This window comes from Parabacteroides caeci (genome assembly GCF_023656795.1).
GTDB classification, from domain to species: domain Bacteria; phylum Bacteroidota; class Bacteroidia; order Bacteroidales; family Tannerellaceae; genus Parabacteroides; species Parabacteroides segnis.
Window position 1 is genome coordinate 1 of the sequence record NZ_JAMOKT010000085.1, and the last position, 24318, is coordinate 24318.

At 46.3% G+C, this 24318-nt stretch carries 20 protein-coding genes; 14 read left to right on the forward strand and 6 right to left on the reverse strand.

Going from position 1 to position 24318, the window contains the following annotated elements; all coding sequences use genetic code 11:
- Positions 1-127 precede the first annotated feature (127 nt).
- A complete protein-coding gene (locus tag NBH15_RS26270; protein WP_158599434.1) occupies positions 128-2011 on the forward strand; it encodes a RagB/SusD family nutrient uptake outer membrane protein in 1884 nt (627 codons plus the stop codon).
- 89 nt (positions 2012-2100) lie between these two features.
- On the opposite strand, the gene NBH15_RS26275 is transcribed toward NBH15_RS26270, so the two are convergent.
- Both NBH15_RS26275 and NBH15_RS26280 read right to left on the reverse strand, forming a co-directional pair.
- Positions 2101-3942 carry an LTA synthase family protein gene (locus NBH15_RS26275; protein WP_199722560.1) on the reverse strand — a complete coding sequence of 614 codons (1842 nt, stop codon included), beginning with the start codon at positions 3940-3942 and terminating at the stop codon, positions 2101-2103.
- Positions 3943-3999: 57 nt separating this feature from the next.
- Positions 4000-5613 carry an ABC-F family ATP-binding cassette domain-containing protein gene (locus tag NBH15_RS26280; RefSeq protein WP_186960830.1) on the reverse strand — a complete coding sequence of 538 codons (1614 nt, stop codon included), beginning with the start codon at positions 5611-5613 and terminating at the stop codon, positions 4000-4002.
- 125 nt (positions 5614-5738) lie between these two features.
- On the opposite strand from NBH15_RS26280, the gene NBH15_RS26285 reads away from it, so the two are divergent.
- The 11 genes from NBH15_RS26285 to rodA all read left to right on the forward strand — a co-directional run bounded on the left by NBH15_RS26285 (position 5739) and on the right by rodA (position 16344).
- The gene (locus NBH15_RS26285) at positions 5739-6653 is read left to right on the forward strand and encodes a site-specific integrase (RefSeq protein ID WP_250823984.1); all 915 of its coding nucleotides are present in this window, start codon (positions 5739-5741) and stop codon (positions 6651-6653) included.
- A 456-nt stretch (positions 6654-7109) separates the two neighbouring features.
- The gene (locus tag NBH15_RS26290) at positions 7110-7520 is read left to right on the forward strand and encodes a DUF3575 domain-containing protein (protein WP_350472304.1); all 411 of its coding nucleotides are present in this window, start codon (positions 7110-7112) and stop codon (positions 7518-7520) included.
- On the forward strand, positions 7510-7623 hold the full coding sequence (locus NBH15_RS29445) for a DUF3575 domain-containing protein (RefSeq protein ID WP_350472305.1): 114 nt from the start codon (positions 7510-7512) through the stop codon (positions 7621-7623). The genes NBH15_RS26290 and NBH15_RS29445 overlap by 11 nt, the downstream gene beginning before the upstream one ends.
- Positions 7624-7635: 12 nt before the next feature.
- Positions 7636-8091 (forward strand): hypothetical protein, encoded by a 456-nt coding sequence (locus tag NBH15_RS26295; RefSeq protein WP_007659021.1) that lies wholly within the window; start codon positions 7636-7638, stop codon positions 8089-8091.
- A 400-nt stretch (positions 8092-8491) separates the two neighbouring features.
- Complete coding sequence (locus NBH15_RS26300) at positions 8492-8761, forward strand: HU family DNA-binding protein (protein ID WP_007659020.1); 270 nt, start codon at positions 8492-8494, stop codon at positions 8759-8761.
- Between the two features lie 168 nt (positions 8762-8929).
- Positions 8930-10453 (forward strand): bifunctional phosphoribosylaminoimidazolecarboxamide formyltransferase/IMP cyclohydrolase, encoded by a 1524-nt coding sequence (purH, locus tag NBH15_RS26305; protein ID WP_007659019.1) that lies wholly within the window; start codon positions 8930-8932, stop codon positions 10451-10453.
- Positions 10454-10544: 91 nt separating this feature from the next.
- On the forward strand, positions 10545-11564 hold the full coding sequence (locus NBH15_RS26310; protein ID WP_007659018.1) for a rod shape-determining protein: 1020 nt from the start codon (positions 10545-10547) through the stop codon (positions 11562-11564).
- Positions 11565-11676: 112 nt separating this feature from the next.
- Entirely contained in the window at positions 11677-12531 is an 855-nt protein-coding gene (gene mreC / locus NBH15_RS26315) for a rod shape-determining protein MreC (RefSeq protein ID WP_122327343.1), read from the forward strand.
- Entirely contained in the window at positions 12524-13039 is a 516-nt protein-coding gene (mreD, locus tag NBH15_RS26320; protein WP_128135004.1) for a rod shape-determining protein MreD, read from the forward strand. The genes mreC and mreD overlap by 8 nt, the downstream gene beginning before the upstream one ends.
- Positions 13029-14909 carry a penicillin-binding protein 2 gene (gene mrdA / locus NBH15_RS26325; protein WP_128135005.1) on the forward strand — a complete coding sequence of 627 codons (1881 nt, stop codon included), beginning with the start codon at positions 13029-13031 and terminating at the stop codon, positions 14907-14909. Before mreD ends, mrdA begins: the two co-directional genes overlap by 11 nt.
- On the forward strand, positions 14899-16344 hold the full coding sequence (gene rodA, locus NBH15_RS26330; RefSeq protein WP_128135016.1) for a rod shape-determining protein RodA: 1446 nt from the start codon (positions 14899-14901) through the stop codon (positions 16342-16344). The genes mrdA and rodA overlap by 11 nt, the downstream gene beginning before the upstream one ends.
- Here rodA and gldH read toward each other — a convergent pair whose 3' ends face one another.
- The 3 genes from gldH to spt all read right to left on the reverse strand — a co-directional run bounded on the left by gldH (position 16345) and on the right by spt (position 19629).
- Entirely contained in the window at positions 16345-16857 is a 513-nt protein-coding gene (gene gldH / locus NBH15_RS26335; protein WP_128135006.1) for a gliding motility lipoprotein GldH, read from the reverse strand.
- Positions 16796-18262, reverse strand: coding sequence for a PSP1 domain-containing protein (locus NBH15_RS26340; protein WP_250823985.1), 1467 nt, complete (start codon positions 18260-18262; stop codon positions 16796-16798). Before NBH15_RS26340 ends, gldH begins: the two co-directional genes overlap by 62 nt.
- Before the next feature lie 179 nt (positions 18263-18441).
- Complete coding sequence (spt, locus tag NBH15_RS26345; protein ID WP_186959964.1) at positions 18442-19629, reverse strand: serine palmitoyltransferase; 1188 nt, start codon at positions 19627-19629, stop codon at positions 18442-18444.
- Between the two features lie 198 nt (positions 19630-19827).
- On the opposite strand from spt, the gene NBH15_RS26350 reads away from it, so the two are divergent.
- Positions 19828-20799 carry a diacylglycerol/lipid kinase family protein gene (locus NBH15_RS26350; protein ID WP_128135008.1) on the forward strand — a complete coding sequence of 324 codons (972 nt, stop codon included), beginning with the start codon at positions 19828-19830 and terminating at the stop codon, positions 20797-20799.
- Here NBH15_RS26350 and NBH15_RS26355 read toward each other — a convergent pair.
- Positions 20784-21500 carry a tRNA1(Val) (adenine(37)-N6)-methyltransferase gene (locus tag NBH15_RS26355; protein ID WP_250823986.1) on the reverse strand — a complete coding sequence of 239 codons (717 nt, stop codon included), beginning with the start codon at positions 21498-21500 and terminating at the stop codon, positions 20784-20786. The genes NBH15_RS26350 and NBH15_RS26355 overlap by 16 nt on opposite strands.
- 104 nt (positions 21501-21604) lie before the next feature.
- Here NBH15_RS26355 and lon point away from each other — a divergent pair, with 104 nt between their 5' ends.
- Positions 21605-24067 (forward strand): endopeptidase La, encoded by a 2463-nt coding sequence (lon, locus tag NBH15_RS26360; RefSeq protein ID WP_128135010.1) that lies wholly within the window; start codon positions 21605-21607, stop codon positions 24065-24067.
- Positions 24068-24318 lie beyond the last annotated feature (251 nt).

Below are 24318 nucleotides of genomic sequence, written 5' to 3' on the forward strand. Positions count from 1 at the left end.
TTATTGCTGGTAGGTTGCTCCTCAGCAGAGCCTACTTCCTCTTAACATCCTGATACAAAGATAAATTATAAAAGTTAATTAATAATGAATTATCCAACTTTGTTTGGATTTTAAATGGAAAATGTATATGAAAAGATATTTTATTTTAGGATTAACTTTACTCGGATTGAGTTTCTCGTCCTGCGATTTTCTGGATCGCGAACCGATGGATTTCGGAAATGAGAGCGCTTATTTTAAAAATCCCGAGGATTTAAAGATATTTGTTAACGACTACTATTCCCTGTTCCCGAAAATGGAATCGTTGTGGGGAGGAATCTATACGGTAGATAATACCAGCGACAACCAGATAGGTAACAGTATCAGTAATCTGTTTTATAAAGGAGAAAAGAAAACGGTCAATGCGGATAACTCTGACTGGAAGTTTAAAAACCTGCGTGGTATCAACTATTTTATCAGGAAGACGGAAGATCAGATAGCTGCAGGCGCAATGGTCGGTACAGAGGAATTCATTAATCATTATCTGGGCGAAGGTTATTTCTTCAGGGCGTACGAATATTTTCGGTTGCTCCGTAACTACGGCGACGTTCCGAAGATAGAAGAGATGTTAAGCGATGAAACGGAGGTATTGACGGCTGCTAGCAAACGTACGCCGCGTAATGAAATCGCCCGTTTTATATTGAGTGACCTCGATAAGGCGATTGAATTAATGATGGAAAAAGCTCCTGAATCCGGTCGTTTGTGTAAGGATGTCGCTTATTTGTTGAAGGCGCGTGTTGCTTTGTACGAAGGAACATGGGAAAAATACCATGCAGGGACGACTTTTGTGCCGGGTAACTCCAAATGGGTTGGAGCTACTACTTATCCGGACTTTAAATTTGTTGCCGGAAGTGCGGAAGCAGAATATAATTTCTTTTTTGATCAGGCAATAGCTGCCGCTGATGTAGTAGCCTCAAATCGGCAGTTAGATACGGACTATATCACAATGTTCAATAAGTTGGATCCTTTTAACGACAATGACGAGGTTATATTGGCCCGCTATTATATCGCAGGAATCCTTTCGCACAGTTGTTCCAATTATCTGGGACGTACGGGAGCTGGAACAGGATTGACACGCAGTATGGTTAACTCATACCTGATGACAAACGGTTTGCCCATCTATCATGCCAATTCCGGATATTTAGGAGATAAAGAACTTCGTTTAGAAATGAGAAATCGTGATACCCGTCTGACTAATTCTGTCAAAATAGTCAGCAGGATTTCCGGTGATACAATCTTCTATCATACACCGCAAATCACCTTGACGGGAAATGAAGCAGCAACGACAGGATATGATGTAAAGAAATATGTCAGCGATGTAGAAGGGCAGCAGGCGCAATACCAGGGAACGACGGCTACACCGATCTTCCGTTCTGCCGAAGCGTATTTGACTTATCTGGAGGCTTATTACGAACGCCATGGGCAATTGGACGGAAAATGTGATGTTTATTGGAAAGCCGTTCGTATTCGTGCCGGTGTGAATCCTGATTATAGAGCAACTATTGAAGCCACTGACCTGGCGCAAGAGAATGATCTGGCAGTTTGGTCGAAAGAGAGATATGTGGATAAGACCCTTTATAATATTCGCAGAGAACGGCGTTGCGAATTCGTGGCCGAAGGCATGCGGCTCGACGATCTGAAGAGATGGCGTGCACTGGATAAAATGGTCGACTATCAGGTAGAAGGAATTAATTTATGGGAAGAAATGTATAAATTATACGATCCGTCTACCATCGGTGAAGGAATCGTATCGCAGGCCGGGATTTCCAAGTATATTCGTCCGTTGCAGAAATCGGCTACGGGGGCTGCTTACTGGGGATATACCTTTCCGAAACCCCATTATCTGGAACCTATACCAGTAACAGATTTCCTTCTGACGACAGATAAGAATACAGGAAAATCCACCTTGTATCAGAATCCGGGCTGGCCCTCAGAAGTGGACGGTATTGCAGATTATGGTTTTGATTGTGACTAGGTAAGTTGTAAGGTTAAAATTGTGAAAAACGTCGGGTTACAGGATGAGTAAAAAATCATTGTAATCCGACGCTTATTTTTTGATTATCTTCACCTGCTACCCAAATCGTCATACAGCGTTTGTAACAGTACTTTGCCTTTATTCAGGCGGGTTTCGCTGTTTGTTACCGGGGTTTCGAGCAAGGGTTTGTTGCTTTCGTTGTCATATACTGAAACGCCCGTGCTGTCGATGAAACCGAATCCGTTGGGGAAGGTGTAGAAGGCATATTTTGGGGAGCCGGGATCGAGTATGTCGCGGCTGAATATGAAGGAGTCGTGCGGCAGGTTCAGCTGGCACAATAGGGTGGCAGCCAGATCTGTCTGGTTGGCATAGGTGTCAATCACCATCGGCTCTTTAACGGCTCCGCCCAACCAGATCATCGGGATGTGGAAACGGCGGGGTTCGTAATCCGTCAGTGTTGAAGGGTAACGGAAGCCGTGGTCGGATATCAATACGACCAGCGTGTTCTTCCAGGTCGGCAATTCCTTTAGCTTATCTACAAAGCTACCGATGCAACTGTCGGTAAATGCAACGGAGTTAAGATACGGGTCATCCAGATGGTGGAAAGGCACTTCGAACGGTTCATGGCTGCTCAGTGTCAGGAATGTACTGAGCCACGGCGTCTTTTCATCCCGGTCTTTGATCGATTCGTATAGATGGGTGAAAGTGATGTCATCGTTTGCTCCCCATTTGCTGAGGCGGCTGGAGAGTGGAAAGTCACGGTCGGCAGTGATTTGGCTGTATCCCGAACTGAAGAAGTAACTTTGCATATTCGTAAAGTTGATATCTCCCCCGTAAAGCATATCGGCTACATATCCCTGTTCTCCCAGGCTTTTGGCGATAGAGGGAAGTGTCTGGCTTTTGGCGGGATACTTCATGATAGAAGTCGTCGGTTGTGCCAGGTAACCGTTCAGTACGGCAACAATCCCCCTGTCGGTACGGAAGGAGTTGGCATACATATTGGTGAAGGTGATCCCCTCTTTGCTTAGCCTGTTCAGATTCGGGGTGACACCCGCTTCTCCTCCCACGGCTTCGATGGCGTTTGCTGTAAAACTTTCCATCAGGATGATCAGTATGTTTGGACGGTCGGTTGTCAGTAGACTGACCTTTTCCGTGTTATTTGTCAGGCTGTCATCCGGAAGGGTCAGTGCGGCATAGCGCTCCTTTCTCTCTTCTTCCGGGAAGAAATTGAACTGGGCGGCAAAATCCTGTTGTTTGCTGAGAGAAGCGAGCAGGCTGAATGCCGGGTTGATCGCCGAGTGGTTCAGAAACTGGTTTTTGCTGAAATAGACCATACCGACATTGGCGGTTGAAGTAGTCACTCCTCCTCGGATCGGAATGAAAAGGATGCCGGCGAGCAGCAGGACTATGATTGTTCCTCCCAATCTGTTTTGGGCCGGGGTCGCGGGAAATAAAGGTACGATAAACCGTTTAAACAACCAGAATATCCCGTAAGCATAGATCCCGAAAAGAGCGAACTGAAGCAGGAATGTACCGACCGGTACGCTGGCCATGGCGTCGGCGGGCGATTGCAGGTAAAAGAACAGGGTGGCGTCCAGCCGGAATCCCCAATAACCATACAGGGCAACGTCTACCGCAAAGATGGCTGCAACCACGATTCCCATAATCAGAAAATAACTTTTCAGGAACTTCTGATAGAACCTCCCCGGCAACCAGATGGAAATCAATACAGAGAGAAGCGGAATAACTGTCAGATATCCAGAAACCGTACAATCAAGCAACAACCCATGAGTAATTACCTTAAGGTAATCGGTTAGCGAACCCCCGTTCGCTAAGGCATGGTGATATAACATGAAGACCGGCTTTTGAATGGCGAGGACCGGAAGCCAGCCAATAAATACTGTCAGAAGGAATAACAACCGCTTTTTCATCTCTATATAATATATGTAATACACACCCCCTGCCCCCTCTCCAGAGGGGAAAAGTTACTATTTATATAACTTTTCTCGTAATTCGGCTACTGCCGGATCGGTGATGTAATCATCGTAATCCATCATCTTGTCGATGATGCCGTTAGGGGTCAGTTCGATAATACGGTTTGCCACCGTCTGGATGAACTCGTGGTCATGACTGGAGAAAAGGACGTTTCCTCTGAATGACTGCAACGTATTATTGAATGCCTGGATAGATTCCAGATCCAGGTGGTTGGTCGGTGTATCCAGGATCAGGCAGTTTGCATCCGTCAACATCATCCGGGAAATCATACAACGCATCTTTTCACCTCCGGACAATACGCTAACCTTTTTCAGCAATTCTTCACCCGAGAACAGCATACGGCCGAGGAAACCTTTCAGGAATACTTCGTTGGTATCTCCGGCGAACTGGCTCAGCCAGTCGATCAGGTTATAATCGGAATCGAAATATTTGGCATTATCCAGCGGCAGATAGGTCGTTGTGATCGTCTGGCCCCATTGGAAAGTACCGGCTTCCGGCTTTTCTTCTCCGTTGATAATCTGGAAGAGGGCAGTCATGGCACGAGGGTCGCGGCTGATGAATACAATCTTGTCGTCCTTCTCTACGTTGAAGTTCAGATCTTTGAACAAAACTTTGCCCTCGATGCTTTTCGTCAGTCCTTTCACTTCGAGAATCTGGTTGCCCGGCTCGCGGTTCGGGGTAAAGATAATACCCGGATAACGGCGTGAAGACGGTTTGATCTCTTCGATATTCAGCTTTTCGATCATCTTCTTACGGCTGGTAGTCTGTTTGGACTTTGCCACGTTGGCACTGAAACGGCGGATAAACTCTTCCAGTTCCTTTTTCTTTTCTTCCGCTTTCTTGTTCTGGTTCTGCTGCTGGCGGAGTGCCAATTGGCTTGATTCGTACCAGAAGCTATAGTTACCGGCAAACATTTGCAGTTTACCGAAGTCGATATCTACGGTGTGTGTACAGACAGAGTCGAGGAAGTGACGGTCGTGGCTCACTACCAGGATCGTGTGGTCGGAGTTGGACAGGTAATTTTCCAGCCAGCTCACCGTTTCAAGGTCGAGGTCGTTGGTCGGCTCATCCAGTAGCAGGTTGTCCGGCTGTCCGAAAAGGGCGCGGGCAAGTAATATACGCACCTTCTGCTTACCGCTCAGGTCTTTCATCATGCTGTAATGGTACTCTTCGGCGATACCCAGGCCGCTCAACAAGTTGGCTGCATCGCTTTCGGCGTTCCATCCTTCCATCTCGGCGAACTTCTCTTCGAGTTCCGAAACGCGGATACCGTCGGCATCGCTGAAGTCAGGCTTTTCGTAAAGCGCATTCTTTTCGCTCATGACTTCCCACAAGGTGGTGTGTCCCATCAGGACCGTGTCCATAACTGTATATTCGTCGAAAGCAAAGTGGTCCTGGCTTAATACCGAAAGACGTTCTCCCGGGCCTAAAGTTACCGAACCGCGTGTCGGGTCGAGCTGTTTGCTGATTACGCGGAGAAATGTTGATTTTCCGGCACCGTTGGCACCGATAATACCGTAGCAGTTACCCGGCGTAAACTTCATGTTTACATCCTGAAAGAGGATACGTTTGCCGAACTGTACGTCCAGATTGTTTACCGTTATCATATATTGAATACCTATTAATTTTTCGAATGAGTGCGCAAAGATACTAAAATCTATTGACTTTTTGGAACTTCCCGCAGCGTATAACTTGTTGTACATTTGTTTTTTTCTATAATGATATAAGAAATATGACACAAAACATTTTCGTTTACATGGACTTTCAGGTCGCCCGGAAGCGGGAGGCGGGAAAGGATAGTACGGCCGATCTCTACCGTGTGGTTCGCAACCGGCTGTACCGTTTTTGGAAAGGCGCTTCGCTGCAATGGACAGATATAACCGCCGCCATGGTGGATGATTTTGGCAGTTCTCTGCGCGCCGAAGGGCTGGCGGTGAATACGGTGAACAGTTACCTGAGCAGTTTCCGGGCGCTTTGCCATACCGCTTTGCGGGAAGGACTGCCCGGACCGGCCAGCGACCCTTTTGCCGGGTTGCATCTCAAACGGGAGGAAACGGCCAAACGTGCCTTGAAGATCGCGGAAGTCAATAAAGTGATGCAGGCGGACTATCCGGCGGAACCTTCGCTACGTGAAGCGCTCGACCTGTTTATTTTCTCTTACCTCGCTTGCGGAATCCCTTTTGTGGACCTTGCCTACCTGACAAAGAAAAACATCGTGGGCGGTGAGATCGTTTATTACCGGCATAAGACCGGGGCGCTGATACGGGTGGGGATTACGCCTGCCATGCGGTTACTGTTGAGAAAGTATGGGCAGAAAGGTTCCCCTTACCTTTTCCCGGTCCTCTCGGCGGGCAAGGACGGATACGAAGCCTATAAAGCTGCGCTCCGTAAATACAACAGCCTGCTTGTGATTATTGGTGAGCGCCTGCATCTGTCGGTGAAGCTGACCTCCTATGTGGCACGGCATTCGTGGGCTACCGAGGCGCTCCGGCAGAATATCCCGGTGGCAGTGATCAGCCAGGCCATGGGACATACTTCGGAGAAGACAACCCGTATCTACCTGGCCCAATTGGACCAGTCGGTACTGAACAAGGCGAATGCGAAGATTACGAAGAAAGCGGCCGATATGTTTCTGGAAAGGGCCTGAACCCTTATTTACGAAATAAGGGTGGCAAGTATTAATATTAACTTCCAGAATGCAGTAAAACTTGTTTTTCAAAGCATCTTGTACGGCAAAGATAGGGGATAAAAACAAAGTGGAAGCATATATTAAGATATTTTTGAAACATGAATTTGCTTTAGACTAGATTGTTATGTACCTGAGTGGTGCCTAAGCAACTATTTTTGTCTGTCAGCTACTAACTTTTACTTAAAAAGTCTTATCCTGCCTGTTTTGGTGTATACTGTCCCCGGGCATCAATCTAATTAACACCCTTTCACTATATAAACCTGTGCGAAACCGGTCTTTTTCCCCTTTAAAAAAGCCTTTTTCCTATCAGTTTACAGGTATTTTTCTTTCCCTTAAATGAAGCCCTGCCCCTTATTTCGTAAATAAGGTCTATAGGATAAAGAAAGATAAACGATAGAAAAGAGACTCTTTTATATGCTGATACTCATGTGTTTGCATATGGTATCCATTCCTCTTCACGGACAATATGTGTCATTGAAAAGTAACCTTCTCTATTTGGGAACGAGCACCTCGAATATGGGATTCGAGTTCCGCCTGGGCAGGAAAATGAGTCTTGACCTTTGGGGCGCTTACAATGCCTGGGAGTTCAAAAACGATATGTCGCTCAAACATTACCTCGTACAACCCGAACTGCGCTACTGGCCCTGCCAGACGTATGAGGGCCACTTCTTCGGCCTTCACGGCCACTACGGCCATTTCAATATCGGAAATATCCCGTTTATCCCGGGAATGGAAGAGAAAAACTACCGGGGCTACCATTGGGTGATCGGCCGCCATTGGGGGGGAAGCGTTTGTCGGTGCCGGCTACGCCTATATGCAATATGAAAAATACGTCTGCTACGACTGTACGGAAGTGCTCGGAATATTCCGCCGTCATTATTTCGGCCCGACGCGTGCGGACGTCTCCCTGATCTTTTTTATCCACTAATCCGCCCGGCATATGAAACATTTCCTATACATATTATATATAGCCTTTTCCGCCGCCCTTCCGGCCCGTACCCTCGCAGAGGGTGGGGAAGGAGTACCGCCCTGTGTGAAGATAGCCGGCGAACCCACTGCCGCGATCTACAACCGCTATAACAAGGAAATCCGTTTCCTGATCCCCGAAGATGAATCCGGTATTTCGCAGTTTCGTCAGGTGCTGGTCGCCAGCTACGCCTCGCCCGAAGGCTCCTACCAGCATAACGAGACATTGTCGCGCCAGCGTGCCGAAGAGTTCCGCACCTACATCAGCCGCCGTTACCTGTCGGAAGGCTGCCCGGTGATCTGTGGCAGCGTGGCGGAAGACTGGAGGAACTGCGCCGCATGGTCTCTGTTTCCGGCAAACCCTATGCGGAAGCAGTCTGTTTCATCATCGACAACTACGGCATCTTCGAAGGCTGCGAAACCTACCTGATGCAACTGGAAGACGGCCGCGTCTACGGCGAACTACTGCGCGACATCTTCCCCTACCTGCGCCGCGTGGAACTGCGCCTCAGTTAAGAATCGGCTCCGGTTAGCGACGCCGAAGCCGCCCGCCTCTTATATTCGCATCCCGCCCGGCTCACCCTGTCGGAGATGTACCGCGTAGCTCGTTACTACCCGCCGGCCATTACCTCGACCGTGAAGACGTAAAAACCTACCCCGCACCGCCATCAACCGCCAGGTTATGTTAGAGTTGATTATCAGCGACGAAAGTGTCTCTCTCCCCTCTCGAGAGACTAGTTTTTACACAGTCTCTCAAGAGGGGAGCCAGTAACAATCAGTCTATAATTGGATAGTTCTATTTTGATAATAACAGAAACAACCTAATAATTATGAATAAAACAGACTTAATAAAATCAATGGCATCCCGGGTCGGATGTACCGAGGTGGTTGCGCGGCAGATGGTGGAGGTTCTGATGGAGGAGGGACTGAGTGACGGGAACGATATTGTTCTGCAAGGCTTCGGCACTTTCCGTCCCTGGAAACAGAGTTTTCGTGCAGGCCGTAATCCCCGTACCGGAGAGAGTTGTCCGATCGCTCCCCGTACCAGCGTCAGGTTTAAGGTTGGTAAGAATTTGTTGAGAGCAATGAATAAACGTTAACACGGATCGCGTTCGTTCCGTTATTTATGGCGGGGACTTTTCACTATCAACAGGATAGCATGAAAAATCCCCGCTTTTGTTATGGAAAGAAATTTACTTATCCTATGTGCTTATTGAAAATAATTATCTACTTTTGTGCTCTAAAACATTAAAATAAACCGAACAAAGATGGCTGCAACAAAACGTATCAAGCGTGCATTGGTCTCTGTATACCATAAAGAGGGACTGGATGAAATATTAAAGAAACTTCATAGCGAAGGTGTAACCTTCGTGTCAACAGGTGGAACTCAGACATTTATCGAATCATTAAATATCCCTTGCGATGCAGTGGAAGACCTGACCGGTTATCCTTCTATCCTGGGAGGACGTGTTAAGACTCTTCACCCGAAAGTTTTTGGAGGTATTCTCAACCGCAGAGATAACGAAGGCGATAAAGCGCAGATTGCAGAATACGAAATTCCTGAAATCGACCTGGTGATTGTAGACCTCTATCCGTTTGAAGAAACAGTAGCTTCAGGCGCAGAAGAACAGGCAATTATCGAAAAGATAGATATAGGCGGTATCTCATTGATCCGTGCCGCTGCAAAAAACTTTAAAGATGTAGTGATCGTAGCATCCAAAGCACAGTATCAGCCGTTGATGCAGGTGTTGAATGAAAAGGGTGCAGAAACTTCCCTGGAAGACCGTAAATGGTTCGCCAAAGAAGCATTTGCTGTTTCATCCGGCTATGACTCTGCTATTTTCAATTATTTCGATGGAGGCGAGGGTTCGCATTTCCGTGCTGCCGTAGACCAGCCGATGCACCTGCGTTATGGTGAAAATCCTCACCAGGCTGCTAAATACTATGGCAAGTTCAACGATATGTTCGACCAGATCCATGGTAAAGAGATCTCCTACAACAACCTGTTGGATATCGATGCTGCCGTTAGCCTGATCGACGAGTTCGACGAACTGACATTCGCTATCCTGAAACATAATAATGCCTGCGGTATCGCATCCCGTCCGACTGTGCTTGAAGCATGGAAAGAGGCACTGGCCGGAGACCCGGTTTCTGCATTCGGCGGTATCCTGATTACCAACAGCGCAATCGATAAAGAAGTAGCCGAAGAGATCAACAAGATTTTCTTCGAAGTAATCATCGCCCCGGAATATACAAAAGACGCTTTGGAAGTGTTGATGCAGAAGAAAAACCGCATCATCCTGGTCCGCAAGGATGCAAAGACTTGTCCGATGCAATTCCGTTCACTGTTAAATGGTGCATTGATGCAGGAAAAAGACCTGAGTATCCAGACTGCCGCAGATCTGGAACCGATGACTGACAAACAACCTTCCGCACAGGAAACAGAGGACCTGTTGTTCGCTAATAAACTGGTGAAGCACAGCAAATCGAACGCTATCACTTTGGTAAAGAACAAACAACTTTGCGCAAGCGGTATCGGTCAGACATCTCGCGTGGATTCTTTGAAACAGGCCATTGAAAAGGCAAACGCTTTCGAATTCGATTTGAAAGGTGCCGTTATGGCTTCTGATGCATTTTTCCCTTTCCCTGACTGTGTTGAAATAGCTGATAAAGCAGGTATTACTGCTGTTATTCAGCCGGGTGGTTCTGTAAATGACAAGCTGTCTGTTGATTATTGCAACGAGCATGGCTTGGCTATGGTTAAGACGGGTGTCCGTCATTTCAAACATTAATAATATGCCAATAAGACAATATGCCAATGTGCCAATTATAAGCACTTTTCATTGGCACATTAGCACATTGGCAAATTAACACATTATTTTTATGGGATTATTTTCTTTCACACAAGAAATAGCGATGGACCTGGGTACTGCGAATACCATCATCATCAGTGGTGGTAAGGTCGTAGTGGATCAGCCATCGGTAGTTGCCCTCGACCGGCGTACCGACAAAGTATTGGCGGTCGGAGAAAAGGCACGCCAGATGCATGGAAAGACGCACGAGAATATTCGTACGATCCGTCCGCTCCGCGATGGCGTGATTGCCGACTTCTTTGCTGCCGAGCAAATGATACGCGGCATGATTAAAATGATAAATCCGAAACACCGCTGGTTCTCACCTTCGCTGCGTATCGTGGTTTGTATTCCTTCGGGCAGTACTGAAGTGGAGATCCGTGCCGTACGCGACTCTGCCGAGCATGCCGGCGGACGCGACGTCTACATGATTTATGAACCTATGGCTGCTGCAATCGGTATCGGTATCGACGTAGAAGCACCCGAAGGCAATATGATCGTGGATATAGGCGGTGGTACGACCGAGATCGCTGTTATCTCGCTGGGCGGTATCGTTTCCAATAAATCGATCCGTATTGCAGGGGATGACCTGACGGCTGATATTATGGAATATATGCGCCGCCAGCACAATGTGAAGGTGGGTGAACGTACTGCCGAACTGATCAAGATCAATGTCGGTTCAGCGCTGACGTTCCTGGATAATCCTCCTGAAGATTATATCGTACATGGTCCGAACCAGATGACGGCTCTTCCGATGGAAGTTCCCGTTTCTTATCAGGAAATCGCACATTGCCTGGAGAAATCGATCTCCAAGATGGAAGCGGCTATCCTGAGTGCACTCGAGCAGACCCCTCCCGAACTGTATGCCGATATCGTACGTAACGGTATCTACCTGGCTGGTGGTGGTGCTTTGATGCGCGGGCTTGACAAACGTTTGACGGATAAGATCAACATCCCGTTCCATATTGCAGAAGATCCGTTGCATGCGGTTGCAATAGGTACAGGCGTTGCATTAAAGAATATAGATAAATTTAATTTCCTTATTCGATAAGGGAAATAATGTGCCAGTTAATCAATATGCAATGTGCCAATAAAAGACGCATTCGTCGGTGTATTGATTAATTGGCATATTGGCACATTATCAAATTGGCACATTATTATTTATGCGTAAACTGCTGGACTTCCTGGTAAGAAAGAGGCATTGGTTCCTGTTCGTTTTGCTTGAGATTGTTTCGCTGATGCTGATTTATCGTAATAATGCATACCAGCGGAATATCATCTTCAGTTCGGCAAACGTATTGACAGGACATATTGCGTCCGTTTCCGGTTATGTAACATCGTATTTGAACCTGCATGAGATCAACAAGGAATTGCTGGAAAGGAACGGGCAACTGGAGATGGAATTGCTGGAGTTGCAGGACCGTCTGGATATGATGGTGGCGGATACGGTTGCTTTTGCCGGGTTTGCTCCTGATTCGACCGAGCAGTTTGCATATAGTTTTATACTGGCCGGAGTGGTGAATAACAGTGTCAGCCATCTTTCAAATTATATCACTGTAAACAAAGGAAGTAAAGACGGAATTGCACCTGATATGGGAGTTGTTTCCGAAAGAGGAGTTGTAGGAATTGTTTCGACGGTGAACGATCATTTCTCTGTGATCATACCTCTGCTTAATCCGAAATCGCAGTTGAGCTGTAAAGTGTTGGGAAGTACTTATTTCGGAGCTTTGATCTGGAAAGGGCGCGATATCCGTTTTGCCAACCTGGAAAAACTGCCGCGCCATGTGGAGTTCCAGAAGGGAGATACGATCGTGACAAGTGGGTATTCGAGCGTGTTCCCGGCAGGGCTGATTGTCGGTACGGTGGCAGATTTTGAAAAACAGCATGACGATAACTTTTTCTCACTGGAGGTGGAATTGGCTACGGACTTTCAGGCACTGAACAATGTCCGTATCATCAAGAATTATAATCAGGCAGAACAAAGAAGAGTAGAACAAGAGGCGAGAAGAAATGATTAATTTATTACGGGGATTGGTTTATTTCGTTGTACTGGTATTAATTCAGGTTTTGATCCTGAATAATATCCATTTCCTGCGGATTGCAACGCCGTTCCTGTATCTTTATTTTATTATAAAGATGCCGGTGGGTACGTCGCGCGACTTGGTCGTTCTTTTCTCTTTCCTTATTGGCCTGGTGATCGATATGTTTTCAAATACCCCCGGAATGCATGCGACAGCCTGTACGCTGGCCGGATTTATCCGTGAACCGCTGATCCGCTTTTTTATGGGGAAGGACTTGCCCGAGGGGATTTATCCTTCCTATAAGACCTTTGGCTATGGTGGCTTCTTCCGGTATGTGCTTTCATTTGTGGTGATCCACCATGTCACTTTATTCCTGATCGAATCGTTGACGCTGTTCGATCCGTTATTCCTTGCCATCCGTATCGGAGCGAGTGTGGTAACGACTACATTGTTAATTTGTACAATAGAAGCATTCAATATAGAGACACAAAAGAGTGGAGACTAATACGAAGTATACACTTGAGAACAGGCGCTATGTGATAATAGGCGCTGTGGTTCTGCTGGTTCTCGTCTTTATCATCCGTTTATTCTACCTCCAGGTGGTTGAGAACGATTATAAAGCATGGGCAGACAGCAATGCGTTCCTGAAAAAGACTTTGCCGCCTTCACGCGGAATGATTTATGACCGTAATGACAACCTGCTGGTTTATAACCAGCCGGCTTACGATGTGATGCTTATCATGCGCGAAATCCAGCCGTTCGATACGTTGGATTTCTGTAATATCCTGAGTATTACAAAAGAACAGTTTGAAAAACGGATCGCTGAAATAAAGAACCGGCGGTTGAATCCGGGATACTCGTCGTATGTCCCACAACTGTTTATGAACCATCTTTCGGCTCAGGAGTGCGGGGTATTGCAGGAAAAACTATATAAATTCCCGGGCTTTTATATCCAGAATCGTACGATCCGCCAATATGAATATCCTTATGCGGCACATATACTGGGTAATATCGGTGAGGTGAACCGGAAAGATATAGAAAAAGACGATTATTATGTACAAGGCGATAACTCTGGGCGCGCGGGTGTTGAACGTTCTTATGAAAAGGAACTGCGCGGGGAGAAAGGTGTGGAGATTCTCTTGCGGGATGTGCATGGTCGTATCAAAGGGAAATATGATGACGGGAACAGCGATATAGCTCCTGTTTCCGGTAAGAATCTAAAACTTGCGATCGATATTAATTTGCAGGCTTATGGAGAAAAGTTGATGAAGAATAAGGTTGGGAGTATCGTGATGATCGAGCCGGAGACGGGCGAAGTTCTTTGTATGGTCTCTTCTCCTAATTATGATCCGAGTTTATTGGTCGGGCGCCAGCGTGGGAAAAACCATAAGATGCTGGAAGAAGATCCTCAGACTCCGCTTATCGACCGTTCCATAACCGGTTATTACCCTCCCGGTTCTACATTTAAACCGACACAGGGACTGATCTTTTTACAGGAAGGGGTGATAACGCCCGAAACCATGTATACTTGTGCACATGGATATACTTTCTCATCGAAAAGAAAGCCCGCTTGTCATGGGCATATGTCTCCTTTGAGCCTGGTTCCGGCTTTGGCAACTTCCTGTAACTCTTATTTTTGCTGGGGACTGCATGATATGCTGGATAGCCGCCGTCGTTACCCGACTATACAGAAAGGTTTTGAGGTCTGGAAGAATCATCTGGTTTCTATGGGATACGGTTATAAGTTGGGAATCGATTTGCCTGGTGAACGGAGAGGTTTTATTCCGAACAGTGAATTTTATGATAATTATTATCATCGCTGGACTTCAACAACGGTCATATCTATTGCGATCGGCCAGGGAGAAGTAACCGCCACGCCGTTGCAGATCTGTAACCTGGCGGCAACGATCGCCAACCGGGGCTATTTTATTACTCCTCATGTCGTAAAAGAAATACAGGATACCCCTTTGGATTCGCTTTATACAGAAAAACGTTATCCGACGGTGGATTCAAAATATTATGAAATAGTGGCAGAAGGTATGCGTAATGCAGTACTGGGAGGGACTTGTTGGGCTGCGGCGATACCGGGCATTGAAGTATGCGGAAAAACCGGTACGGCCGAAAATCCTCATGGAAAGGATCATTCCGCTTTTATCGGTTTCGCTCCTTATAAAAATCCGAAAGTCGCTATCTGCGTATATGTCCAGAATGGCGGTTTCGGGGCAGCGTTCGGAGTGCCTATCGGAAAGTTGATGATGGAGTTGTATCTGAAAGGTGAGATTGCATCTGAGGATAAGGCATTGGAAGAAAAAATGGTGAATTCGGTTGTTACCGAAGATCATGTTTATTTATTTACGGGAAATAGTGGGGTATAGAAAGACTGAAATATGGAAAACGATTGACTGGTTTACCATCATCTTTTATTTGTTGATGATAGTGGCCGGTTGGTTTACGATTTGTGGTGCCAGCTTTGAGTTTGACAGCATGAGTTTATTTGACATAAATGGGCGTCCGGGGTCGCAGCTGATGTGGGTGGGCGTTTCGATGGTGGTTATTTTTGTCATACTGATGTTGGAAAGCGATTTCTTTGATGTCTTTGCTTACCTGATCTATGCGGGAATTATCGTTCTGCTGATAGCGACCATCTTTTTTGCTCCCAATATAAAGGGGTCCCATTCTTGGTTGCAGCTGGGTTCTTTTCGTATACAACCTGCTGAGTTTGCGAAGTTTGCTACAGCTCTGGCAGTGGCCAAGTTTATGAATTCCTATGGATTTCAGCTGACTACTGTCAAGAACTTCTCTATAACGCTTCTGTTGATTTTCCTGCCGATGATCTGTATTATTCTGCAAAAGGAGACTGGCTCGGCTTTGGTTTATTTTGCTTTTTTTCTGATGTTGTACAGGGAGGGGATGTCCGGATATATTTTGCTGGCCGGTGTTTGTGCGGTGGCGTTTTTTGTAACTACGATGAAATTTTCGGATGTAGTAGTAGGTGCGACGGATATGGGAGAGTTGATTGTTTCCTCCATGATACTGGTTATCTCCTTTTTTCTTGTGGCGACAGTTCGCAGGGACAGGATGGCATTGCAGGTTATGCTTGGAGGAACGGCTATCGTATATTTGGCTGCTTATATTACGTCCTTGTTTGTTCCCGTAAACTTTGCCTGGGTTTCGATGGGGTTGGTCGGACTGGCTGTCGTTTACCTGGTATATCTTTCTATGCGTAACTGGGTCTGGCATTATGCACTGATCGCCGCCTTTGCTTTGGGATCGATGGCCTTCATGTATTCGGTGGATTATGTGTTCGATGAGATACTGGAACCCCATCAGCAGATCCGTATCAAAGTTTCGTTGGGATTGGAAGATGATCCGAGCGGTGCCGGTTACAACGTGAACCAGTCGAAGATCGCTATCGGGTCGGGCGGACTGACCGGGAAAGGTTTCCTAAACGGGACGCAAACAAAACTGAAATATGTGCCGGAACAGGAAACGGACTTTATTTTCTGTACCGTAGGAGAGGAGCACGGTTTTGTCGGGTCCTCTGTGGTGCTGATCTTGTTCGGGATATTTATCATCCGGCTGGTCATTCTTTCCGAGCGGCAGAATACAACTTTTGCCCGGGTGTATGGCTATAGCGTAGCCTCCATCTTTTTCTTTCACCTGGCGATAAATGTGGGAATGGTAACCGGAATAACGCCCGTAATCGGCATTCCCTTGCCTTTCTTCAGCTATGGAGGCTCTTCTTTGCTGGGATTTACAATATTGTTGTTTATCTTCCTGCGCCTGGATGCTTCCCGGAGAGAGCGATGATCAATTAGTCTTTTCTACTCGGAACCCGATTTCCTGGATTCCTCTCAATGTACTGTCGCGCATTCCCTGGCGGAAACTGAACGTGTACATTCCCGGGTGTTCGAATTTATAGTTGGTCCGTATCGGAAAGCTGGATTGGAACAGGGATATGCCATGCCCGTGCCATTTTCCGAACTCATCAGCCAGCACACATTCTATCGTATCCCGTTTCAAAGGACCGATTGGCTGCTCTTCATTGCAGAAAAGCCAGAGGTTCTGGTAAGGATACATATTATTATTACGAACCTCGAATGTAAGGTTGTAGGGAACGGAAATGTCGTCTATATGAAAAGAGAAATAATATTCCTTATCCTTCCCCCACATTGTATTATCAATGGCCTGGTACTGATCGTACAAGGCCTGTTGATCGCAGGAGAAGCATAAGGATATGAAGAGAACGACAATGAATCCTTTAAGCTTCGGGCTTATTTTCCGGTTTGTTGCCCGGTTTAGCTTGCTGCTGAGGTTTGTCATTATTCGCTTGCTTGTCATTATTGCCTTTAGGTTTTTGTCTGTTTCTGTTATTCCGGTTATTGTTGTTACGGTTGTTGTTACCGTTATTATTAGCGTTACCACCTTTGCTACCGTTGTTGTTGCCGGAAGGCCTGTTGTTGTTATCGTTGCCCGGCTGTCTGTCGTTATTGCCCGGCTGCTGCCTGTCGTTGTTAACGGGTCTGTTACCGGCCTGTTTGTTGTTTACCGGCCTGTTGTTTCCGCCTTCGCCACCGGCAGAAGCGTTCGCATTGTTTCCGCCACCATTGCCGTTATTGCCTCCGTTGTTTCCTGCCGGACGTTTTTTCTTCTTTTTCTTGACCGAGTCGAAACGGGTAACGCTGTCCTGGCCGAGAATGTCCTGAGCATCGCGTTTAGGCGGCTGAGGTTTGGTGTCGGCTTCCAGTGTGACCGGTTTGCTTCCTTTCTTATTCATATTGATCACGTCGAATGCACGTTCGGCTGTTATCGTTATCAGGTTCGCGGCAAATGATTTGTCGGTAGAATAAGTTATCTCGCGTTTGAAGATGTCTGTCTTGAAATGGTAGTAGTTGTTATCTTTCGTTTCAAGTACAATCTCCCTCGAGGGCAGGCGTTTCTGAGCTTCCACATAAGCGTCCACTTCGTAATTGATACAACATTTCAGTTTTGCACATTGTCCGGCGAGTTTCTGCGGGTTCATGGAAATATCCTGGTAACGGGCGGCACCGGTAGCCACCGAAACGAAGCTGGTCATCCAGCTGGAGCAGCAAAGTTCGCGTCCGCAAGGTCCGATACCTCCGATACGCCCAGCTTCCTGGCGGGCTCCGATCTGCTTCATCTCGATACGTACGCGGAATGCTTCGGCCAGGACTTTGATCAGCTGGCGGAAGTCGACACGTTCGTCTGCGATGTAGTAGAAAATAGCCTTGTTGCCATCCCCCTGGTATTCTACGTCACCGATCTTCATGTTCAGCCCCAGGTCTGCTGCGATCTGGCGTGAACGGATCATGGTTGCATGCTCTTTCGCTTTCGCCTCTTCGTATTTCTCGATATCGGTGGGCTTTGCCTTGCGGTACACTTTTTTAGGTTCGTATCCTTCTCCGGTACGTATATTGTTCTTTTTCATTTGAAGAAGAACAAGTTTTCCGGTGAGGGTTACCGTTCCTATATCATGTCCGGGACTGGCTTCGACAGCGACCATATCTCCTTTTTCGAGAGGTATTTTGGAGCTGTTCAGGAAATAACCTTTCCGGGTATTTTTGAATTGTACTTCTACATAATCGGTTGCATTTTCCGCATCAGGTACGTCGCAGAGCCAATCGTAGGTATTCAGTTTTGTATTTTGTATTTTGCTGCATCCTTTTTTCCCCATGCAGCAGCTTCCTTTATTTAGTTTGAAATCCATTTTCCGGTAATATATATGTTTTATAATGTGTATGGTACGTACAATTACGCAAAAATAGTCAAATATTCTCAGAGAATGAGCAAGGGATAGTAAAAAAACAAGAACAGGAAAAAAGTGAAAGGCCCCCAAGCCTGTATTTCTACCGTTTGGGAGCCTTTTATTATAAATATAGTAACAGTTTAGTCTACTAAGCCGTGACTTTTAAATACTTTGTGAATAGCTTCAAGCGCATAATCCAACTGCTCTTTCGTATGAGTTGCCATCAGGGAGAAACGGATCAGCGTATCTTCCGGAGCGACAGCCGGCGAAACTACCGGGTTTACGAAGATGCCTGCTTCGAACAGTTCCTTAACGATCAGGAATGTCAGGTCGTTGTCGCGGATGAACAAAGGAATGATCGGAGTAGCCGTATGTCCGATTTCGCAACCCATGTTGCGGAAGCCGTCCAAGGCATAGTGAGTCAGTTTCCACAGATGCTCGATACGTTCCGGTTCGCTCAGCATAATATCAAGTGCCGCACCAGCTGCTGCGGTAGCTGCCGGAGTGTTGCTTGCACTGAAAATGTAAGAGCGTGAATTGTGACGGAGGTAGTTGATGGTGTCTTTATCTGAAGCGATAAACCCACCGATGGAAGCTAATGATTTACTGAAAGTACCCATAATCAGGTCGACGTCGTCAGTAACACCGAAATGGTTACAGGTTCCGCGTCCGTGATCTCCGAGAACTCCCAAACCGTGTGCTTCGTCAACCATGATGCTGGCATTGTATTTCTTTGCCAAGGCAACGATTTCCGGAAGTTTGGCTATGTCTCCTTCCATACTGAATACACCGTCGATAACGATCAGTTTCACTTTGTCGGGTTCGCATTTCTGGAGTTGTTTCTCCAGCGAATCCATATCGTTATGCTTGTATTTAAGTTTGGTTGAAAAAGACAAGCGATGGCCTTCGATAATGGAGGCATGGTCCAGTTCGTCCCATAAGATATAATCTTCACGCCCTGTCAGGCAGGATACTACTCCCAGATTCACCTGGAAACCTGTTGAATACACGATTGCGTCTTCTTTTCCTACGAACTCGGCCAGACGCTTCTCCAATTGGACATGGATGTCAAGCGTACCATTCAGGAAACGTGAACCGGCACATCCCGTACCGTACTTTTTGATCGCTTCAATTGCTGCCTCTTTTACTTTAGGGTGATTAGTCAATCCTAAATAAGCATTTGAGCCAAACATCAGGACTTTTTTACCGCTGATCATCACTTCAGTATCCTGATCACTTTCGATCATTCTGAAGTAAGGATAGATCCCTGCTGCCATAGCTTTTTGAGGAGCATCGTACTTTGCTAGTTTCTCTTGTAAAAGTTTCATATTATTATTGAAGAGAATGATTTTCTCGCTTATTAAAATTCCATATATAGAATTAAGGGTTTGTCGTGTACATATTCACCTATGTTTCGGCAAATCCAGCCGCAAAAGTAGTAAAAAAATAACTTATAGTAGCCTTAATGCTTTAAAAGTTTTATAAAAGCATTATTTTTGTCGCTTCAATCTTTATAAACAGTTAGGATGGACGGGAAAAAAATAAAGGTACAGGCTATAATAAATCCTATTTCCGGGGTGGGATCGAAGAGAAAGATCCCTAAGATGATCGAGCGGATGTGCGAGAAAGGAGGATGTCCGTTGGAAATTTCTTTTACGGAATATCCGGGACATGCCAGCGAGTTGACCCGGAAAGCGATCGATGAGGGGGCTAATTGCATTATAGCAGTTGGTGGTGACGGTACGGTGAATGAAATAGCCCGTGCTATGGTTCATTCGGATGCCGTTTTGGGGATTGTCCCGAAGGGGTCTGGCAACGGACTGGCCCGCGAGCTTCATATACCGATGGATGCTAAACGGGCGTTGGACCTGATCATAAAGGGGCATGTTTCAACAATCGACTGCTGCAAAGCTAACGACCGTGTTTTCTTTTGCACCTGCGGGGTGGGGTTCGATGCGGCAGTAAGCCAGAAGTTTGCCGAGGAAAAAAGGCGCGGTTCTCTTACCTATATAAAAAATACGGTAGCAGAGTATCTGAGTTATAAACCGGAGCCGTATGAACTGTTGGTGGACAACCAGACGATCAAGGAAAAAGCCTTCCTGGTGGCATGTGCCAATGCTTCCCAGTACGGGAATAACGCTTTCATAGCTCCGCATGCCAATATACAGGACGGACGGATGGACCTGACTATTCTGTCTCCTTTTACGCCACTGGACATAGCGCCGCTGGCAATCCAGTTATTTACGAAGCAGATAGACCGGAACAGTAAGATCAAAACGATGAAGGCGCAGCAGGTTACGATCATTCGCCAGAATCCGGGTGTTATGCATCTGGACGGTGAGCCGGTTATGGCCGACAGCCGGATCGATATTTCGATCATGCCGCAATCATTGCATGTGGTTACGCCGGAAGTCGTTTCCTTTACCGAGGAAGTCCATAATTTGTTCGGTGAAGTAACCCGCTTCTTCGATAAGAAATTACCTTACATTTTCAGGTAAAAATCTTTGGTCAGAGCAATATACTCCGGGGTATACTGATGCCGGGCTTCCTCGATGGTCAGTGTATTCCGGTTTTTTGTGTCTGTACTTGCAGGAGACAATTCGACCAGTAACCGTTTGGGTTGTGCTCCCGGAATGGGGATCACGTCCGTTTGCCGGCAAATATACAGGGAATTCTTTTGAGCGGTCTCCCTGACTTCCTCCAGTTGCTCATAAGGTAATACCAATGCTATACGTCCGGCCGAAGAGAGTAATGCCCGTGCGTTTTCGACCAGTTCGGATAGAGGCAGGCTGTCCGTATGGCGTGCAACCGAACGTTTATTATCCGGACATTTCAGTGAATTGATAAAGTAAGGCGGATTGGAAACGATCAGGTCATATTTTTTCAGTGTCGTTGAGCGGGCGAAATCCGCACAGGAAGCAGGGATGACCTTTATTCTGCCGGCAAAAGGTGAAGCTGCTACATTTTCTTCCGCCTGGATACAGGCATCCTTGTCAATGTCGATCGCATCGATGTCCGCACAGCTCCGTTGGGCGAGCATCAAAGCGATGATGCCGGTCCCGGTTCCTATATCTAATATGTTTTTGCATGAGGCCGTATCCGCCCATGCTCCCAGCAATACAGCGTCTGTTCCGACCTTCATCGCGCATTTGTCATGCCGGATGGTGAACTTTTTGAATTGAAAATAAGGATTTGCCATACATATTTTTATAATGTAAGGTGCAAAAGTAGCTAGAATTGCCTGAAAAGCTGTAACTTTGGCACGTTTATTGTATCAATCTACACAATTGATAGGGAAGAAATATGATGAAAGAAAGAATGAAGAGGTTTGCCGATGAGTCGTATGACGATTTGGATGATAATATTGGGATTGTAATGCCCATCCTGACAGAGTGTGATGTGGATGAGGATTTTACAGAAGGTATAGATAAAGTAGGAAAAGTCGTTCCTATTCTTCCATTGAGGAATATGGTTCTTTTTCCGGGTGTTGCCATGCCGGTCATTGTCGGCCGGCCTAAGTCTATGCGTCTGATAAAAGAAGCAGTCCAGAAGAAAACACTGATAGGCGTTGTCTGCCAGAAAGAGATGAATACGGAGGATCCGGGTTTTGATGACCTGTATACTACCGGTGTGATCGCTGATATTGTGCGTGTGTTGGAAATGCCGGACGGTACGACAACGGTGATTCTGCAAGGTAAGAAGCGTTTTTCCCTGGATGCCCTGGAAGAAACGGAACCCTATCTGAAAGGAAAGATATCCCTGCTGGAAGATAAGATGCCGGATAAGACCGACCGTGAGTTTGAAGCGCTTATCTCAACGATCAAGGATCTGACAATTAAAATGCTGGGTTCGTTGAGCGAACCGCCCCGCGATCTGATATTTTCCATAAAGAATAATAAGAATGTTCTTTATCTGGTCAATTTCTCCTGTAGCAATATCCCCAGCGGAGCAGAAGAGAAACAGGAACTGCTGCTGATCGGTGCCATGAAGGACCGCGCATACCGCTTGCTGTTTATCCTGAACCGTGAATATCAGCTGGTAGAATTGAAAGCCTCTATCCAGATGAAGACACATGAGGATATCAATCAGCAACAAAGGGAATATTTTCTGCAACAGCAGATCAAGACTATTCAGGAAGAGCTGGGTGGAAATATAAATGAACTTGAAATACGGGAGTTACGGGATAGGGCCTTTAAGAAGAAATGGCCGGCTTCTGTTGCTGAGATATTTGAGAAAGAAGTTCGTAAGCTGGAGCGTCTGCATCCGCAATCGCCCGATTTCTCTATCCAGACTCAATATGTGCAGACTATTATTAACCTGCCCTGGAATGAATACAGCAAAGATAATTTCAATCTGACACATGCCCAGAAAGTGCTTGACCGCGACCATTACGGGCTGGAAAAGGTGAAGGAACGTATCATTGAACATTTGGCTGTATTGAAGCTAAAAGGTGATATGAAGTCGCCTATCATCTGCCTGTACGGACCTCCGGGAGTGGGTAAAACTTCATTGGGTAAATCTATCGCTGAAGCGCTGCACCGCAAGTATGTGCGTATCTCGTTAGGCGGATTGCATGATGAAGCGGAGATTCGTGGCCATCGCCGGACATATATCGGTGCAATGAGCGGCCGTATTATCCAGAATATCCAGAAGGCCGGAAGTTCAAACCCTGTATTTATCCTGGATGAGATAGATAAAGTAACGAATGACTTCAAGGGTGATCCGGCTTCCGCACTGTTGGAAGTACTGGATCCGGAACAGAACTCGACTTTCCACGACAACTATCTGGATATCGACTATGACCTGAGCAAAGTTATGTTTATCGCTACGGCAAACAATCTGAATACGATCTCACAGCCTTTGCTGGACCGTATGGAACTGATCGAAGTGAGTGGATATATTCTGGAAGAAAAAGTGGAGATTGCCGCCCGTCATCTGGTGCCGAAGCAACTGGAGGCACATGGTCTCAGCAAAGGCAAGGTAAAACTTCCCAAAAAGACATTGCAGATAATTATCGAATCATATACCCGTGAAAGCGGTGTGCGTGAGCTGGACAAGAAGATTGCCAAGATCATGCGTAAGCTGGCACGTAAAGTTGCTTCCGACGAAGCAATCCCGGCACAGATCAAACCGGAGGATCTTCACGAGTATCTGGGAGCGGTTGAATACAGCCGTGATAAATATCAGGGAAATGATTATGCCGGTGTTGTTACCGGGTTGGCGTGGACAGCGGTAGGCGGAGAGATTCTTTTCGTTGAGTCCAGCCTGAGCCGTGGCAAAGGTTCGAAGTTAACTTTGACAGGAAATCTGGGAGATGTGATGAAGGAATCTGCCATGTTGGCACTCGAGTATATTCATGCGCATGCCTCTTTGTTTGGTATCAATGAAGAGTTGTTTGAAAACTGGAATGTACATATCCATGTCCCCGAAGGAGCTATACCGAAAGACGGGCCCAGCGCCGGTGTGACTATGGTCACTTCGCTTGTCTCTGCTTTCACCCAGCGTAAGGTGAGAAAGAATCTGGCGATGACCGGCGAAATAACATTGCGCGGAAAAGTGCTTCCGGTAGGAGGTATCAAGGAAAAGATTCTGGCAGCTAAACGGGCAGGTATCAAGGAATTGATCCTGTGTAAGGAAAACCAGAAAGATATAGAAGAGATCAAAGCTGATTATGTGAAAGGATTGACTTTCCATTATGTGGAAGATATCCGTCAGGTGATCGACTTGGCTTTACTGAAAGAGAAAGTAGACAATCCGTTGTTCTGATACAATCTGTCTTTTGTCTCCTAAAGAAGTTGTTTGTTCCATAGTAATGAAACAGTTGTTTCACCCTATAGAAACATTTGTTTCATTACTATGAAACACTTTTCAGAATAAGATATAAAGGATAAAAATGTATGTTAACGTTTTTAGTTGACTACTTTCAGTCTTATATATATAAAAGGTTGACTCGGTTTAAACTTAATAATAATAACGGTTGACTTATTTCTTGCTTATTTATGAAACAGGTTAACTCT